Source organism: Variovorax dokdonensis (assembly GCF_030316895.1).
Taxonomy (GTDB): Bacteria; Pseudomonadota; Gammaproteobacteria; order Burkholderiales; family Burkholderiaceae_C; genus Variovorax; species Variovorax dokdonensis.
Genome location: NZ_JASZYV010000006.1, coordinates 42,807 through 57,816 on the forward strand (window position 1 = coordinate 42,807; position 15,010 = coordinate 57,816).

The following is a 15,010-nucleotide window of genomic DNA, read 5'->3' on the forward strand; positions in this document are numbered from 1 at the left end:
TCGCTTGACCCGGGCATGAGCCGCGCCAGGCCGGCCGCTCAATGCAGTGACCGGCTCATCTCGATGTGGGCGATGCCCGCCTCTTCGAACACATCGCCGCAAGCGGCATACCCCAGTCGTTCATAGAAGGCACGCGCGCTGACTTGTGCATGCAGCCGAATTTCGCGGTCGCCGCGAGCCCGCGCTGCGTCTTCCAGCAGCCGCATCAAGGCTGCGCCCCAGCGCCCTCCCCTCAGATTGCGATGCACGGCGACTCGTCCGATGCGCGCAAGACCCGGCGATTCGCCTTGGAGTAGCCGGCCGGTGGCGATCGCGTGCCCCAGCGCATTCAGGGCCACGCCATGCACGGCCCCGGCGTCGGCGTCGTCCCATTCCATGTCGGCGGGAATGGCCTGCTCGCCGATGAACACCTCGCGCCGCAGCACGCTGGCGCGTTCGCCCAGCTCATCCCACGTGCCCGTCCGCATCTGGCACACATCGTCGCCCCGCTCGTAGCCCAGGAGCAACTCGCGCAACAACGCCGGCACCGGCCGCGAGGTCTGCGTGCTCGGATCGGCGAACACATAGACCAGCTCGCAGCTGACCAGCAGTTGATCACCGCGAAACAGGCCGCCGGTGAACAGGATGGAGCTGTTGCCGACGCGCGTGCAACGCATGCCGACGTCGATCAGTTCGTCGACGCGCGCGGAGGCATGGAATTCCACCGTTGCCTTGCGCACGTAGAGGTCGCCTTGCAGCTCGTGCATCGACGATTCGTAGGGCAAGGCCAGCGCCCGCCAGTAGTCGGCGACGGCGGTGTCGAAGTACATCAGGTAATGCGCGTTGAACACGATCTTCTGCATGTCCACCTCGGCCCAGCGCACGCGCAGCCGGTGGAAGAAGCGGAAGTCGGCGCGCTGGGGCACCTGGGGCGGGGTCGTATCAGGCATGGAGGGCTTGGGCAAGAGCACGCGCAGCGTCGGCATGCGCGATCAAAGCTTCAGGAATGGCGCGTCCCATCTTGATGAACTCATGGGTCACGCCGCGATAGATTTCGAGGTCGACCGGCACGCCGGCCAGACGCAGCTTGTCGGCATAGGCGATGCCTTCGTCGACCAGAGGATCGATTTCGGCCAGGCCGAACCAGGCCGGCGCGACGCCGTCCACGTCAGGCGCATTGAGCGGTGCGAAGCGCCAGTCGTCACGGTCGGCGCGGCTCGTCACGTACTGGCCGAAGAAATAGCCGATGAGATCTTGCGACAGCAGCGGCGCATCGGCCAGCGCCTGGTGCGACGGCGTGTCCTGATGCGCCGTGGTGCCTGGGTAGAACAGCAACTGCAGCGCCAACGGCAGGCCGGCGTCGCGGGCCTGGATGGCGCAGACGGCCGCCAGCGTGCCGCCGGCGCTGTCGCCGCCCACCGCAATGCGCGACGCATCGAGGCCCCATGCGTGGGCGCCCTCGCGAGCGACGAAGCTCAGCGCGTCCCATGCATCGTTGGCCGCTGTGGGAAAGCGGTGCTCCGGTGCCAGCCGATAGTCGAGCGAGACCACGGCGCAGCCGGAACGTTCGCTCAGCACGCGGCACAACGTGTCGTGCGTGGCGATGCTGCCCACCGTGAAACCACCGCCATGAAAGTAGAGCAGCAGCGGCAGGCGTTCGTGCGAGGGCGCATACAGCCGCGCCGGGAGTGCCTGGCCGTCGCGTGCCGCGATGCGAAGGTCTTGCACGCGTTCGAGCGCCGGCTTGGGAACTTCGAGGACGCCGGAGCCCTTCTCGTAGGCAAGCTTGGCATCGTCCGGGGCGAGGGCATGCAAAGGCGGGTGGCCGGCGCGCGCCATGCGTGCGACCACATCCGCCATCCGAGGCGTCAAGGGCGGCATGGACTTCACTTGAAACTCACGCTCACCGGCTGGAGGTCCGGGACGCCTTCGTAGCTGGCCGTCACCTTCAGGCCGGGCTTGGGCGGCAGGAGGGCTGAAAAGGAGCCGAGGCTGACCAGTTGCCCCGGCCTGAGCGCCTGCCCTTCCCGCGCAAGCGCCTGCGTGAGCCAGACCACCGCGTTGAGCGGATGGCCGAGCACGTCGCTTCCCTTTCCGCCGCCCAGTTCCTTGCCATCGCCATCGCGCAGCACGACCTTCATGTCGGCGAGCTGAGCAAGCATCGCCTGCATCTGTGGTGCTTCGACGGGCACGATCAGGGGTTTGCCCTGTACGCCCAGGCGCGCGCCGACGTTGATGGCGGTCACGCCGTTGCCATCGAGCTTGGGTGGTGCATCCACCACCAGGTCCGGCAGCTCGATGAATGGAATGATCTGGTCGATGTTGGCCAGCACCTGCGCGGGCGTGCGGGCCTGGTTGATCTCGGCGCTGCGCACCCGGACCAGCAGGTCGGCCTCGTAAAGCGGACGCGCGCCGAATGCGGCGCTGACGTTGGCGCCGTCGCGCAGCAGCATGTCGCCATGCAGCGCTCCCCAGACGGGCTGATTGGCGCGGAAGCGCTGCTGCACGGCCGGGTTGGTCAAGCCCGCCTTGTAGCCCACCCGCATCCCTTCGGTGTTGGCCAGGCGGGCGACCACCTTGGCGCGGGTGCATGCCGCACCCTCCTCACTCAGGCCGACCGGCGCCGGGAAGGGCTGCCTGGCCTCACGCGCCTGCATCATGGCGTCGACCTGCTTGTCCGACAGGCAACTCGGCGCCTCGTTCACCTGCAGCGCGGGCGGCGCGATCTGGCAGCCAGCGAGCAGCGCACTTGTACCAAGCGCGACAAGGGCAAGGGTTCGGGGCATGGGCAAGGCGGGCTCCTCTTGTTAGATTGGCGAACCCGAATCCTAAAGCCCCTCGATATCCATGGCTCTCATCCAGTACTTGACCCAGATCCAGTTCGAGTTTGGCGCGGTGCGCCAGCTCAGTGCCGAATGTGCGCGGGTGGGCATCAACCGGCCCCTGATCGTGACGGACGCCGGTGTGCGTGCGGCCGGCATCCTGCAAAAGGCGCTGGATGCACTCGGCGACATGGAAGTTGCCGTGTTCGACCAGACACCCTCCAACCCGACCGAGGCGGCAGTCCGCGCCGCCGTGGCGATCTACCGCGACCAGCGGTGCGATGGCCTGGTGGCCGTGGGCGGCGGCTCGGCCATCGACTGCGCCAAGGGCGTGGCCATCGCGGCCACGCATGAAGGCCCGCTCAAGACCTACGCCACCATTGAAGGCGGCTCGCCCAAGATCACCGACAAGGTGGCGCCGCTGATCGCGGTCCCCACCACCAGCGGCACCGGCAGCGAAGTGGCGCGCGGCGCCATCATCATCGTGGACGACCACCGCAAGCTGGGCTTTCACAGCTGGTTCCTGATGCCCAAGGCCGCCATCTGCGACCCCGAACTCACGCTGGGCCTGCCGCCGCGCCTGACGGCCGCCACCGGCATGGACGCCATCGCCCATTGCATGGAGACCTTCATGTCGGCGGCCTTCAACCCACCGGCCGACGGCATCGGGCTCGATGGCCTGGAACGCGCCTGGAGCCACATCGAGCGCGCCACCAAGGACGGCAGCGACCGCGAGGCGCGACTCAACCTGATGAGCGCCTCGATGCAAGGCGCCATGGCTTTCCAGAAGGGCCTGGGCTGCGTGCATTCGCTCAGCCACAGCCTCGGTGGCGTCGACCCGCGCCTGCACCACGGCACGCTCAACGCCCTCTTCCTGCCCGCCGTGATCGCCTTCAACGGCGAAGCCGAGTCGGTGCGCAAGGAACAGCGCCTGCAGCGCATGGCGCAGGCCATGCATCTGGACTCAGCCGCCGATCTGGGACCGGCCATCCGGGACATGAACCAGCGGCTGGGCCTGCCGAGCGGCTTGGCGGAAGTGGGCGTCACGCCCGATGTGTTCGACCGCGTCATCGACGGTGCCATGGCGGACCACTGCCACAAGACCAACCCGCGCCTGGCAAGCCGCGAGGACTACCTGCAGATGCTCGAAGCATCGATGTAGCCGCGCCGCGCCAGAAGGACATCCATGGCACACGATCACCCCGGCGGACACGACCACCATCACCATGAGCACGAGCACGAGCACGACCACAGCGAGATCGGCGAGATGGACCTGCGCGTGCGGGCACTCGAGTCCGTGCTCACCGAAAAGGGCTACATCGATCCGGCGGCGCTCGATGTCCTGATCGATACCTACCAGACCAAGGTCGGGCCGCGCAATGGCGCGCGGGTGGTCGCGAAGTCGTGGGTCGACGAGGCGTTCCGCGACTGGCTCCTGCGCGACGCCACGGCCGCGATCGCATCGCTGGGCTATTCAGGCCGCCAGGGCGAACACATGGTGGCCGTGGCCAACACCGACGCGCAGCACAACATGGTGGTGTGCACGCTGTGCAGTTGCTACCCGTGGTCGGTGCTGGGTTTGCCGCCCACCTGGTACAAGAGCGCCCCCTATCGATCGCGCGCCGTCAAGGACCCTCGCGGCGTGCTTCAGGAATTTGGCGTGACGCTGCCGGAGTCGACCGCAATCCGGGTTTGGGACTCCACCGCCGAAGTACGCTACCTCGTCATTCCGCAGCGCCCGGCCGGCACCGAGCACCTGACCGAAGCCCAACTGGCCGATCTGGTCACTCGCGATTCGATGATCGGCACCGGTCTGGCGCGTGCGCCGGGTTCGCGCGCATGAGCTACGTCACCCATGCCGACCTGGGGGGGCGGAACATCACTGGCGCCATCGTGGCCGAGCCCGAAGGCGAACTGTTCCATGCCGAGTGGGAGGCCCGCGCCCTCGCCCTGACACTGGCCATGGGCGGCACCGGCTCGTGGAACATCGACGCAAGCCGAAGCGCCCGCGAGACGCTGCCCGACTACCTGCAACTGAGCTACTACCAGATCTGGCTGGCCGCGCTGGAGAAACTGATGATCGAGCGCCACCAGGTCAGCGCTGCCGAATTGCAGGCAGGCCGCATGCTCGAGCCGGCCGCCCCGATCCAGCGCGTGCTGCGGGCGCAGGACGTTCCCGCTGCGCTGGCCAAGGGCTCGCCCACGGCCCGCGAGCTCGCGACCGCGCCTCGCTTCAAGGCGGGCGATGTGGTGCGCTGCGCCAATGGGCCATTCGACCACCATTGCCGCCTGCCGGCTTATGTCCGCGGCAAGGTCGGCCTGGTCGAGCACCTGCATGGCGGCCATGTGTTCGCCGATGCCAACGCCCAAGGCCTGGGCGAGCAGCCGCAACACCTCTACACCGTGGTCTTCGAGGGACGCGAGTTGTGGGGCGCCGATGCCGCGGCCGATTTGCGCATTTCCGTAGACGCCTGGGAAAGCTACCTGGAGGCGGCATGAATCGCGCACCCCAAATCGATGTCGCCCTGCGCCGCGCCGACGACGAAACCGTGTTCCGTGAGCCCTGGGAGGCCCATGCCTTCGCGATCACCGTCAAGCTGCATGAGCGCGGGCTGTTCACATGGGCGGAGTGGGCGGACGCCCTGAGCCAGCAGATCCGTGCCGACGATGCATCCGGCCATTCGGACACCGGCGAGCACTACTACCACCACTGGCTGGCGGCCCTCGAGTCGCTGGTCGCCGCGAAGGGTGCAGCCAGCGGGCCCGAACTCGCCAGCTATCGGCAGGCCTGGCATCGGGCGGCGGACCGCACGCCGCACGGTCAACCCATCGAGCTGACGCCGACCGACTTTCCGGCCTGACCCGTTCACAGGTGCCCGCGCCGAACCGCGAGCCACACGCGAGCGATGGCTAAAGCGGCCGCAGCCGGCTCGGATCAGGACGGCGCAGCCACTCGCTCCATTCGTCCGCCAGTTGCTGGGCAGCGCTCGCGGCACTGCGCCACACGGCGCTGCGCGCTGCCGCATCGTTGCCATAGCGGACGAAGTCGTTGCGATCGGGCAGCTTGCCGTTGGGCAACGACGCGACCCATTCCGCGTCGGGTGCCAGCACCACCATCCGATCCAACCAGGGCGTGGCCGCGTGGCGCCACTTCAAACCCTTGTCGAGCCAGCCGGGCACCACGGACTGCTGGAAGTGCGGGTAGAGCACGATCCCGTCGGCGTTGGCGTACTGCAGGTGCAGGTGGTAGTCGGTGATCCCGCCGTCCCAATAGGCGCCGGGAGGAGCGCCGGGAATGTCATGCACCGCGGCCAGCATGAACGGAATGGAACACGAAGCCTGCAGGGCCGGCTCGAAGTTCGCCTCGCTCAAATCGACACGGCGCGTTCTGAAATCTTGCGTTCCGAACGGCAGCTCCGCCCCGGGCGCCGAGAACACCACGCGCTCCAGCCAGGCGCCCAGGCTTTTGCGGCGCACGCTGTTGGCGACGAAGGCGCCCAGGTAGCCCACCGGGGTGCGCGCCTTGCCTTCGCGACCGAGGATGTGCCGCCCGCGGGCGGTGATGACGTGCAGCCGGTAGCGGGGATGGTGAAGCACCTCCCGCGCGCGCCCACCGTAGAACGAACGCAGGCCGGCACCGAACTGATCGCTGACCTGCCGCGCCGTCAGGCGCTTCTGCCCCGGCGGCACCTCGAAGTGCTGAGCGATGTAGCCATCCTCGAAATCCTGGAAGGCCCGCACGCTGTCGTTCAGGCAGGCATTGGCCAACCGCCATGCGCCGATCGAAGCCCCCACCAGGTCGACCGGCTGGTCGGACTGCGGCAGCCACTCGCCGAAAAGAAAGCGATCGATCGGCCCAAGGATGAGCCCCTTCGGCCCACCGGCCGCGCCCGGGATGACGCGCACGTCGGCCGGACGCAGTCCGTGCTGCTCGATATGGGCACGCGCCAGTGGACCGGCATGGATGCGCAGGGCTTTCATGCGAGCCAGTCTGGCGCTGTCTACTTGCGCAGACCTTGCAGCTTGGCGAACGCGCTGGCCATCTGGCTGCCGGCTTGCGGCGCGTTGCTGTCCCGCATGCGGCGCTGGTCGCCACGTCCTGCCGATTCGAAGCGGTTGTCGCGCGGGCCGTCGCGGCGGGCCGGGGCGGCATCGAGCTTCATTGTCAGGCTGATGCGCTTGCGCGGCACGTCCACTTCGAGCACCTTGACCTTGACGATGTCGCCGGTCTTGACGACTTCGCGCGCGTCGTTGACGAACTTGTTCGACAGCTGGCTCACGTGAACCAGGCCGTCCTGATGGACGCCCAGGTCGACGAAGGCGCCGAACTGCGCCACGTTGCTCACGGTGCCTTCGAGCACCATGCCTTCCTTGAGGTCGACGATGTCTTCGACACCGTCGTTGAAGCGCGCGACCTTGAAGTCGGGGCGTGGGTCGCGACCGGGCTTCTCCAGTTCACCCAGGATGTCCTTGACGGTGATCACGCCGAACTTCTCGTTGGCGAAGAGTTCGGGCCGCAGCGTCTTGAGCATGTCGGCGCGGCCCATCAGGTCGGCCACCGCCTTGCCGGTCTTGGCCATGATCTGCTCGACCACCGGATAGGTCTCGGGGTGGACGCCGGTCACGTCGAGCGGATTGGTGCCGCCGCGCACGCGCAGGAAGCCCGCGCTCTGCTCGAAGGTCTTGGCGCCGAAGCCGCTCACTTCCAGCAGTTGCTGACGGCTGCCGAAGGCGCCGTTGGACTCGCGCCACCGCACCACGGCCTTGGCCACGCTGGGCGAAAGGCCCGACACGCGCGACAGCAGCGGCACGCTGGCGGTGTTCAGGTCCACGCCGACCGCGTTCACGCAATCCTCGACGACGGCGCTCAGGGTGCGCGCGAGTTCGCTCTGGTTCACATCGTGCTGGTACTGGCCCACGCCGATGCTCTTGGGGTCGATCTTGACCAGTTCGGCCAATGGGTCCTGGAGGCGGCGCGCAATGCTCGCGGCGCCACGCAGACTGACATCCACATCGGGCATTTCAAGCGACGCGAACTCGCTGGCCGAATAGACCGAGGCGCCCGCCTCGCTCACGACCACCTTCTCGACCGCGGGTGCCGGTGCGCCGGCCTGCGCTGCCATCTTGGCCAGCAGCTTGATGAGGTCGGCGGCCAGCTTGTCGGTCTCGCGGCTGGCGGTACCGTTGCCAATGGCGATCAGGTTCACGCCATGCTTGGCGCACAGCTTGCCCAGCGTGTGCAGGGAGCCTTCCCAATCCTTGCGCGGCTCATGCGGATAGACGGTTGAGGTGTCGACCAACTTGCCCGTGGCGTCGACCACTGCCACCTTGACGCCGGTGCGGATGCCGGGGTCCAGGCCCATCACCACGCGCGGGCCGGCCGGCGCCGCGAGCAGCAGGTCGCGCAGGTTGTCCGCGAACACCTTGATCGCGACTTTCTCGGCGTCCTCGCGCAGGCGGCTGAAAAGATCGCGCTCCGACGACAGGCTGAGCTTGACGCGCCAGGTCCAGGCCACGCACTTGCGCAGCAGGTCGTCCGCAGGACGTCCGGCATGGCTCCAGCCGAGGTGAAGCGCGATCTTGCCTTCGGCCAGGCTCGGCTTGCCGGGCTCGGGCTCGACCGGCAGCGCCAGCCTGGCGTCCAGGATTTCCAGCGCGCGTCCGCGAAAGACAGCCAGGGCCCGGTGCGAGGGCACACGGTTGATCGGCTCGTCGTAGTCGAAATAGTCGCGGAACTTGGCGACGTCCGGGTTGTTTTCGTCCTTGCCGCTGGCCAGGCTGGACTTGAGCAGGCCCTCGGCCCATAGCCATTCGCGCAAGGACTGCACGAGCGCGGCGTCTTCGGCCCAACGCTCGGAAAGAATGTCGCGCACGCCGTCGAGCACGGCTGGCACCGTGGAGAAATCCGGGCCCGGCTTGCCGTCGTCCAGGGTCTGCGGCGGGCTCAGGTAGGCCTGGGCTTCCTTGGCGGGATCGAGCGTGGGGTCGGCCAGCAGGCGGTCGGCCAGCGGCTCGATGCCGGCCTCGCGGGCAATCTGCCCCTTGGTGCGGCGCTTCTGCTTGAAGGGCAGGTAGATGTCTTCGAGTTCCTGCTTGGTCGGCGCGGCGGCGATGGCGGCGCGCAATGCGTCCGTCAGCTTGCCCTGCTCGTCGATGCTCTTGAGCACGGCGACTCGGCGGTCTTCCAGCTCGCGCAGGTACGACAGGCGCACTTCCAGTTCGCGCAGTTGCGCATCGTCGAGTCCGCCCGTGACTTCCTTGCGATAGCGGGCGATGAAGGGAACCGTGGAGCCGCCGTCGAGCAGTTCGACGGCCGCTTTCACCTGGGCCTCGCCGACTTTCAGCTCGTCGGCGATCTGGCGAATGATCTTCTGCATGAAATCCTGAACGCGAAGCCCCGGCGGCGACAAAGTATTCGGGCGCCAGCCGGCAAAGCCGCAAAGTTTGCCACACGCTGCCAAGGCGATCGCTACAGACCGGTCCCGGCGCCCAAGCGAACTCCCGACTTGACGCCGCCCCTTCCCTGCCCGTCAATCGGGGGTAAAAATGCCGACCGACGCGAGCAGGGTGAGGGGCTTGCAAAGCTTTAATTAAATCAGGGTAAAATCACCATCTTCTGGAGAAGATCCATGTCGACGGAACCCGCACAAGAAACAGAGCTTGCCGATCCTGCCGTTCGCCAGTTGAGCGCGTTCGCCGGTTTGTCACGTGTCGATGCCGGGCCCGAACCCGAACTCATCGCACGCCTGCGCGCCGCGCCGCCCGAACCCGACGTGCTGCTTCGGATCTTCGACGACGCCACCGGCGAGCGTCTTGAACTCGATCTGCGTCCCGAAGGCGGGGCCACCGCCCTGCCCCCACCCGCTCCGGCGCCGCGTTCGGTCGGCCGGCCGCGGCTGGGCGTGGTTGCGCGCGAAGTGACGCTGTTGCCGCGCCATTGGGAGTGGCTGAACCGCCAGCCCGGCGGGGCCTCCGCGGCATTGCGCCGGCTGGTCGACGAGGCGCGCCAGGTGCACCGCGAACGCGATGCCCAGCGCGCCGCCCAGGAAACCACCTACCGTGTGATGAAGGAAATGGCCGGCGACCTGCCAGGCTTCGAAGAAGCGTCGAGGGCGCTCTTTGCCGGCGAGGCCGAGCGGTTCGATCGTCTGGTCGAAGCGTGGCCCGATGACCTCAAGGCCTACCTGCGACGGCTCGCGCTGGGCGCGTGGACGTCGCAGTGAACACCTCCAGCGATTCGAACTCCCCTTCCGATCCAGGCACCGCCGCAGCGATGGCTGTCGCCGAGGCCGCCACTGCGATGCCCGCCGCCACGGTGGCGACCGCCGGCGCCGGACCACAGGCGCAACCGGCACCGCCGCCACCTCATCAGCCCACCGGCAGCACCGAGACCCGGCCGCTTTGGAAGACCTTCCTGGTCTTCCTGGCGCCGATGCTGCTGTCGAACATCCTGCAGTCGGCCTCGGGCACGCTCAACAACGTCTACATCGGGCAGATGATCGGCGTGAAAGCGCTGGCCGCCGTGTCGAGCTTCTTTCCGGTGATGTTCTTCTTCATCGCCTTCACGATCGGCCTGGGCGCCGGCGCGTCGGTGCTGATCGGACAAGCCTGGGGTGCCCGCAAGGCCGAGACGGCCCGCGCTGTCGCCGGCACCACGCTCACCGTCGGCGTGCTGTTCGCGCTGGTGGTCGCCATCTTCGGGGGCTGGTTCACGCAGCCGATGCTCAGGGCGCTGGGAACACCGCCGGACATCCTGCCCGACGCCACCCGCTACGCCCGCATCATTCTTCTGGCCATGCCGGGGCTGTTCGTGTTCTTGCTGTCCACCGCCATGTTGCGCGGCGTCGGCGACACGGTCTCGCCGCTGTACACGCTGATGATCTCCACCGCCACCGGCCTGGTGCTGACGCCCGCGCTCATTCGCGGCTGGTTCGGCCTGCCGCAGATGGGCGTCACCAGTGCGGCGTGGGCAACGGTCGTCGGCTTTGTCGCCGCGACGGCCTGGCTGGCTTTCCACCTGCGGCGCAAAGGCAGTCCGCTCGCGCCCGATGCGGACTTCGTGCGGCATCTGCGTATCCAGCCGCAGCTGCTCAAGGGCGTGCTGCGCGTGGGCGTGCCCACCGGGGTGCAGATGATCGTGGTGGCATCGGCGGAACTGGCGCTGCTGTCGTTCGTCAACGCTTTCGGATCGTCCGCGACTGCGGCCTACGGCGCGGTCAACCAGGTGGTGGCCTATGTGCAGTTCCCGGCCATCTCGATCGCCATCACTGCATCGATCCTCGGCGCGCAAGCCATTGGCGCGGGGCGCAGCGAACGACTGGGCGCGATCACGCGCACGGCCTTGCTGATGAACCTGGTGCTGACCGGTTCGCTGGTGCTGCTGGGCTACCTGCTGTCGCGGCAGTTGATGGGTCTGTTCATCACCAGCGAGCCAGTGATCGAAGTGGCGCAGACGCTCCTTCACATCATGCTTTGGAGCTGCGTGATCTTCGGCATGGCCTCGGCGCTGTCGGGGATCATGCGCGCGAGCGGGTCCGTCCTGGTGCCCACGCTGATCTCGATCGGCTGCATCGTGGTTGTGGAGTTGCCGACCGCCTGGTTCATGAGTCAGCGGATCGGGCTCGATGGCGTGTGGGTCGCCTACCCGGTCGCCTTCAGCGCCATGCTCGTGCTGCAGGCCTTGTATTACCGCCTCGTTTGGCGCAAGAAGACCATCAAGACCTTGATCTGACGCCGGCCCGGCGCGGGCCGGGCGCCCTCAGGTACGCGGCATGCGCTGGCCGATGGCTTGTGCCGCGGCCAGCAGCGCCGGCAGGAATTCGTCGCGCATCTGGGCCTCGCTCGTCCGGTTGGCCTGGCCGCTGATGTTGAGCGCTGCCACCGTCTTGCCCGAGCGATTGATCAGCGGCGCCGCGATCGAAATCAGCCCCTCCTCCAGTTCCTGATTGATCAGGCACCAGCCTTGTCGACGCACCTCGTGGATACGTTCGAGCAAGGTCTGGTCGTCCATCGCCGTGCGCGACGTGTAGCGCACGCGGGGCACGCGTGCCAGCCGCTCATGCAGTTCGCCGTCGGGCAGCGTCGCCAGCAGCACACGGCCCATCGACGTCCAGAACGCCGGCAATCGCGAGCCGATGCCCAGGTTGGTGCTCATGATCTTGTGCGTCGGCACGCGCAGCACATAGACCACGTCCAGGCCATCCAGCACCGCGGCGGAGCTGGATTCCCGCACCTGCTCCACCAGGTCTTCCATGACCGGTTCGGCCAGGTTCCAGATGGGCAGCGAGGACAGGTAAGCGAAGCCAAGGTCCAGCAGCCGGGCCGTCGGCCGGAACAGGCGGCCGTCGCTTTCCACGTACCCCAGGTTCACCAGCGTGAGCAGGATGCGGCGTGCTCCCGCACGCGTGAGCCCGGTGCGCGAAGCCACCTCGCTGAGCGTCTGCTGTGGCGCCTGCGCGCTGAAGGACCGGATGACTTCCAGCCCCCGCGCAAAGGACTGGACATAGCTGTCGCTCGGCTTGGCTGTCGCCGTGACGTCTTTGGTTGGATCGGTGGCCATGGTTGCAGGACTATAATTCTTTTAGCGAACATGTGTTCGCCTTTAGAACATATTTGATCGAAGGAGCGTGCAGTGATCGACAAGATTGCACCGTCCGTGGCCGACGCGCTTGCCCAAGTGCGTGACGGCTCCACCGTGTTGATCGGCGGATTCGGTACCGCCGGCATCCCTTCCGAACTCATCGACGGGCTGATTGAACAGGGTGCGCGCGATCTCACGGTCGTGAACAACAACGCCGGCAACGGCGACACCGGCCTGGCCGCCCTGCTGGCCGCCGGCCGCGTGCGCAAGATCATCTGCAGCTTTCCCCGCCAGGTCGACAGCCACGTGTTCGACGGCCTTTATCGCAGCGGCAAGCTCGAGCTGGAACTCGTGCCGCAGGGCAACCTGGCCGAGCGCCTGCGGGCTGCCGGTGCCGGCATCGGCGCCTTCTTCTGCCCAACGGCCTACGGCACCGAACTGGCCAAGGGCAAGGAAACGCGCGAGATCGACGGCAAGCACTACGTGCTCGAATACCCCATCCATGGCGACGTGGCCTTGGTCAAGGCCGAACGCGGCGACCGTTGGGGCAACCTCGACTACCGCATGTCGGCGCGCAACTTCGGCCCGGTGATGGCCATGGCCGCACGCCACACCATCGCCTCCGTCCACGAGATCGTGGACCTGGGCGCCCTCGACCCCGAAAGCATCGTCACACCGGGCATCTTCGTGCACCGGGTGGTGAAGGTTCCCCGCGTGGCCACCCAGGCCGCTGGTTTCAAGAAGGCGGCATGAGCATGACCTACACCAGACGCAGCAAGGACGAACTGGCGCGCCGCGTAGCGCAGGACATTCCCGACGGCGCCTACGTCAACCTGGGCATCGGCCAGCCCACGCTCGTGGCCAACCACATCCCCGCCGGTCGCGAGGTGATCCTGCAAAGCGAGAACGGCATCCTGGGCATGGGCCCGGCGCCCGCGGCGGGGCAGGAAGACTACGACCTCATCAACGCCGGCAAGCAGCCCGTGACACTGCTGCCGGGCGGTGCGTTCTTCCACCACGCCGACAGCTTCGCGATGATGCGCGGCGGCCACCTCGACATCTGCGTCCTGGGTGCCTTCCAGGTCTCGGCGACGGGTGATCTGGCCAACTGGAGCACCGGCGAAGCCGGCTCGATTCCTGCCGTCGGCGGCGCCATGGACCTGGCGATCGGCGCCAAGCAGACCTGGGTCATGATGGACCTGCTCACGAAGCAAGGGCAGAGCAAGATCGTTGCGCACTGCACCTATCCGCTGACCGGGCTTGCCTGCGTCAAGCGCATCTACACCGACCTCGCCACCCTCGCCTGCACGCCCGAGGGCCTGCAACTGGTCGACATGGTCGAAGGCCTTTCCATTCCGGAACTCGAACAGTTGATCGGCCTGCCGATCCTGCCCGCCTGACCACCACCCAAGGAGACGAAACCATGAGCCAACAAGCTTTCATTTGCGACGCCATCCGCACGCCTTTCGGGCGCTACGGCGGCGCGCTGTCTTCCGTGCGCACCGACGACCTGGGCGCCATTCCGATCAAGGCGCTGATGGCGCGCAACCCGCAGGTCGACTGGACCGCCATCGACGACGTGCTCTACGGCTGCGCCAACCAGGCCGGCGAAGACAACCGCAACGTCGCGCGGATGGCGGCGCTCCTGGCCGGCCTGCCCATCGACGTGCCCGGCGCCACCATCAACCGCCTGTGCGGCTCCGGCCTCGACGCCGTGGGCTCGGCCGCGCGTGCCATCAAGGCGGGCGAAGCCGGCCTCATGATCGCCGGCGGCGTGGAAAGCATGAGCCGCGCTCCGTTCGTCATGCCCAAGGCCGAGACGGCATTCAGCCGCGCCAACGCGGTGTACGACACCACCATCGGCTGGCGTTTCGTCAACAAGCTGATGAAGGCGCAGTACGGCGTCGACTCCATGCCCGAGACGGCCGAAAACGTGGCGGACGACCACAAGATCGAGCGCGAGGCCCAGGACCGGATGGCGCTGGCCAGCCAGAAGAAGGCCGTGGCCGCGCAACAGGCCGGCCATCTGGCACGCGAAATCACGCCGGTCACCATCGCCCAGAAGAAAGGTGATCCGCTGGTTGTCGACAAGGATGAGCATCCCCGCGACACCAGCCTCGAGGCGCTCGCCAAGCTCAAGGGCGTGGTCCGCCCGGATGGCTCCGTAACCGCCGGCAACGCCAGCGGCGTGAACGACGGCGCGTGCGCGCTGCTGCTCGCCAGCGAAGTGCAGGCCAGCAAGAACGGCCTCACGCCGAAGGCGCGCGTGGTCGGCATGGCCACGGCCGGCGTGGCCCCGCGCGTGATGGGCATCGGCCCGGCGCCGGCCACGCAGAAGGTGCTGGCCCAGGCTGGCCTGACGCTGGCGCAGATGGACGTGATCGAACTCAACGAAGCCTTCGCCGCGCAAGGCATCGCCGTGCTGCGCATGCTGGGCCTCGCGGACGACGACGAGCGTGTCAACGCCTGGGGCGGCGCCATCGCGCTGGGGCATCCGCTCGGTGCCAGCGGCGCCCGCCTGGCGACCACCGCCGTCAACCGGCTGCACGCCACCGGCGGCCGCTATGCGCTGTGCACCATGTGCATCGGCGTGGGCCAGGGCATCGCCGTGATCCTGGAGCGCGTGTGA

The 15,010-nt window shown here is 67.6% G+C and carries 15 protein-coding genes; 9 read left to right on the plus strand and 6 right to left on the minus strand.

Translation table 11 applies throughout. The features are described 5' to 3' along the window. Positions 1-38: 38 nt before the first annotated feature. From QTH91_RS21740 to QTH91_RS21750, 3 genes are read right to left on the minus strand one after another with little or no spacing between them, the layout of a single operon-like run. Positions 39-929, minus strand: coding sequence for a YbgC/FadM family acyl-CoA thioesterase (locus QTH91_RS21740; protein WP_286662249.1), 891 nt, complete (start codon positions 927-929; stop codon positions 39-41). Then, a complete protein-coding gene (locus tag QTH91_RS21745) occupies positions 922-1,860 on the minus strand; it encodes an alpha/beta hydrolase (protein WP_286662250.1) in 939 nt (312 codons plus the stop codon). Before QTH91_RS21745 ends, QTH91_RS21740 begins: the two co-directional genes overlap by 8 nt. Positions 1,861-1,865: 5 nt before the next feature. Further along, complete coding sequence (locus QTH91_RS21750) at positions 1,866-2,765, minus strand: 2-keto-4-pentenoate hydratase (protein WP_286662402.1); 900 nt, start codon at positions 2,763-2,765, stop codon at positions 1,866-1,868. Positions 2,766-2,826: 61 nt separating this feature from the next. Here QTH91_RS21750 and gbd point away from each other — a divergent pair, with 61 nt between their 5' ends. The 4 genes from gbd to QTH91_RS21770 are packed head-to-tail and all read left to right on the plus strand — an operon-like array spanning position 2,827 to position 5,662. Continuing rightward, positions 2,827-3,963, plus strand: a complete 1,137-nt coding sequence (gene gbd, locus QTH91_RS21755) for a 4-hydroxybutyrate dehydrogenase (RefSeq protein WP_286662251.1) — start codon at positions 2,827-2,829, stop codon at positions 3,961-3,963. A 24-nt stretch (positions 3,964-3,987) separates the two neighbouring features. Next, positions 3,988-4,644 (plus strand): nitrile hydratase subunit alpha, encoded by a 657-nt coding sequence (gene nthA / locus QTH91_RS21760; protein WP_286662252.1) that lies wholly within the window; start codon positions 3,988-3,990, stop codon positions 4,642-4,644. Further along, positions 4,641-5,300, plus strand: coding sequence for a nitrile hydratase subunit beta (gene nthB / locus QTH91_RS21765; RefSeq protein ID WP_286662253.1), 660 nt, complete (start codon positions 4,641-4,643; stop codon positions 5,298-5,300). Before nthA ends, nthB begins: the two co-directional genes overlap by 4 nt. Next, on the plus strand, positions 5,297-5,662 hold the full coding sequence (locus tag QTH91_RS21770) for a nitrile hydratase accessory protein (protein ID WP_286662254.1): 366 nt from the start codon (positions 5,297-5,299) through the stop codon (positions 5,660-5,662). The genes nthB and QTH91_RS21770 overlap by 4 nt, the downstream gene beginning before the upstream one ends. Before the next feature lie 49 nt (positions 5,663-5,711). Here the strand turns inward: QTH91_RS21770 and QTH91_RS21775 are convergent, their stop codons facing one another. Both QTH91_RS21775 and QTH91_RS21780 read right to left on the minus strand, forming a co-directional pair. Continuing rightward, positions 5,712-6,782, minus strand: a complete 1,071-nt coding sequence (locus tag QTH91_RS21775; protein ID WP_286662255.1) for a patatin-like phospholipase domain-containing protein — start codon at positions 6,780-6,782, stop codon at positions 5,712-5,714. A 20-nt stretch (positions 6,783-6,802) separates the two neighbouring features. After that, positions 6,803-9,178, minus strand: coding sequence for a Tex family protein (locus QTH91_RS21780; protein ID WP_286662256.1), 2,376 nt, complete (start codon positions 9,176-9,178; stop codon positions 6,803-6,805). Positions 9,179-9,430: 252 nt separating this feature from the next. On the opposite strand from QTH91_RS21780, the gene QTH91_RS21785 reads away from it, so the two are divergent. Both QTH91_RS21785 and QTH91_RS21790 read left to right on the plus strand, forming a co-directional pair. Beyond that, a complete protein-coding gene (locus QTH91_RS21785; RefSeq protein WP_286662257.1) occupies positions 9,431-10,024 on the plus strand; it encodes a DUF2239 family protein in 594 nt (197 codons plus the stop codon). A gap of 209 nt (positions 10,025-10,233) precedes the next feature. After that, positions 10,234-11,532, plus strand: coding sequence for an MATE family efflux transporter (locus QTH91_RS21790; protein ID WP_286662403.1), 1,299 nt, complete (start codon positions 10,234-10,236; stop codon positions 11,530-11,532). A gap of 27 nt (positions 11,533-11,559) precedes the next feature. On the opposite strand, the gene QTH91_RS21795 is transcribed toward QTH91_RS21790, so the two are convergent. Beyond that, complete coding sequence (locus QTH91_RS21795) at positions 11,560-12,360, minus strand: IclR family transcriptional regulator domain-containing protein (protein WP_286662258.1); 801 nt, start codon at positions 12,358-12,360, stop codon at positions 11,560-11,562. Positions 12,361-12,432: 72 nt separating this feature from the next. Between QTH91_RS21795 and QTH91_RS21800 the strand changes: the two genes are divergently transcribed. Genes QTH91_RS21800 through pcaF form a run of 3 tightly spaced genes read left to right on the plus strand, consistent with a single transcriptional unit; the run spans position 12,433 to position 15,010 of the window. Then, positions 12,433-13,134 carry a 3-oxoacid CoA-transferase subunit A gene (locus QTH91_RS21800; RefSeq protein ID WP_286662259.1) on the plus strand — a complete coding sequence of 234 codons (702 nt, stop codon included), beginning with the start codon at positions 12,433-12,435 and terminating at the stop codon, positions 13,132-13,134. A 2-nt stretch (positions 13,135-13,136) separates the two neighbouring features. Next, positions 13,137-13,781, plus strand: a complete 645-nt coding sequence (locus QTH91_RS21805; protein ID WP_286662260.1) for a 3-oxoacid CoA-transferase subunit B — start codon at positions 13,137-13,139, stop codon at positions 13,779-13,781. Positions 13,782-13,804: 23 nt separating this feature from the next. Then, a complete protein-coding gene (pcaF, locus tag QTH91_RS21810; RefSeq protein WP_286662261.1) occupies positions 13,805-15,010 on the plus strand; it encodes a 3-oxoadipyl-CoA thiolase in 1,206 nt (401 codons plus the stop codon).

Bases quoted from the DNA above. Each gene is read 5' to 3' on its own strand.
- QTH91_RS21740 (WP_286662249.1), bottom strand. From the start codon at position 929: ATGCCTGATACGACCCCGCCCCAGGTGCCCCAGCGCGCCGACTTCCGC.
- QTH91_RS21745 (WP_286662250.1), bottom strand. From the start codon at position 1,860: ATGCCGCCCTTGACGCCTCGGATGGCGGATGTGGTCGCACGCATGGCG.
- QTH91_RS21750 (WP_286662402.1), bottom strand. From the start codon at position 2,765: ATGCCCCGAACCCTTGCCCTTGTCGCGCTTGGTACAAGTGCGCTGCTC.
- gbd (WP_286662251.1), top strand. From the start codon at position 2,827: ATGGCTCTCATCCAGTACTTGACCCAGATCCAGTTCGAGTTTGGCGCG.
- nthA (WP_286662252.1), top strand. From the start codon at position 3,988: ATGGCACACGATCACCCCGGCGGACACGACCACCATCACCATGAGCAC.
- nthB (WP_286662253.1), top strand. From the start codon at position 4,641: ATGAGCTACGTCACCCATGCCGACCTGGGGGGGCGGAACATCACTGGC.
- QTH91_RS21770 (WP_286662254.1), top strand. From the start codon at position 5,297: ATGAATCGCGCACCCCAAATCGATGTCGCCCTGCGCCGCGCCGACGAC.
- QTH91_RS21775 (WP_286662255.1), bottom strand. From the start codon at position 6,782: ATGAAAGCCCTGCGCATCCATGCCGGTCCACTGGCGCGTGCCCATATC.
- QTH91_RS21780 (WP_286662256.1), bottom strand. From the start codon at position 9,178: ATGCAGAAGATCATTCGCCAGATCGCCGACGAGCTGAAAGTCGGCGAG.
- QTH91_RS21785 (WP_286662257.1), top strand. From the start codon at position 9,431: ATGTCGACGGAACCCGCACAAGAAACAGAGCTTGCCGATCCTGCCGTT.
- QTH91_RS21790 (WP_286662403.1), top strand. From the start codon at position 10,234: ATGCTGCTGTCGAACATCCTGCAGTCGGCCTCGGGCACGCTCAACAAC.
- QTH91_RS21795 (WP_286662258.1), bottom strand. From the start codon at position 12,360: ATGGCCACCGATCCAACCAAAGACGTCACGGCGACAGCCAAGCCGAGC.
- QTH91_RS21805 (WP_286662260.1), top strand. From the start codon at position 13,137: ATGACCTACACCAGACGCAGCAAGGACGAACTGGCGCGCCGCGTAGCG.
- pcaF (WP_286662261.1), top strand. From the start codon at position 13,805: ATGAGCCAACAAGCTTTCATTTGCGACGCCATCCGCACGCCTTTCGGG.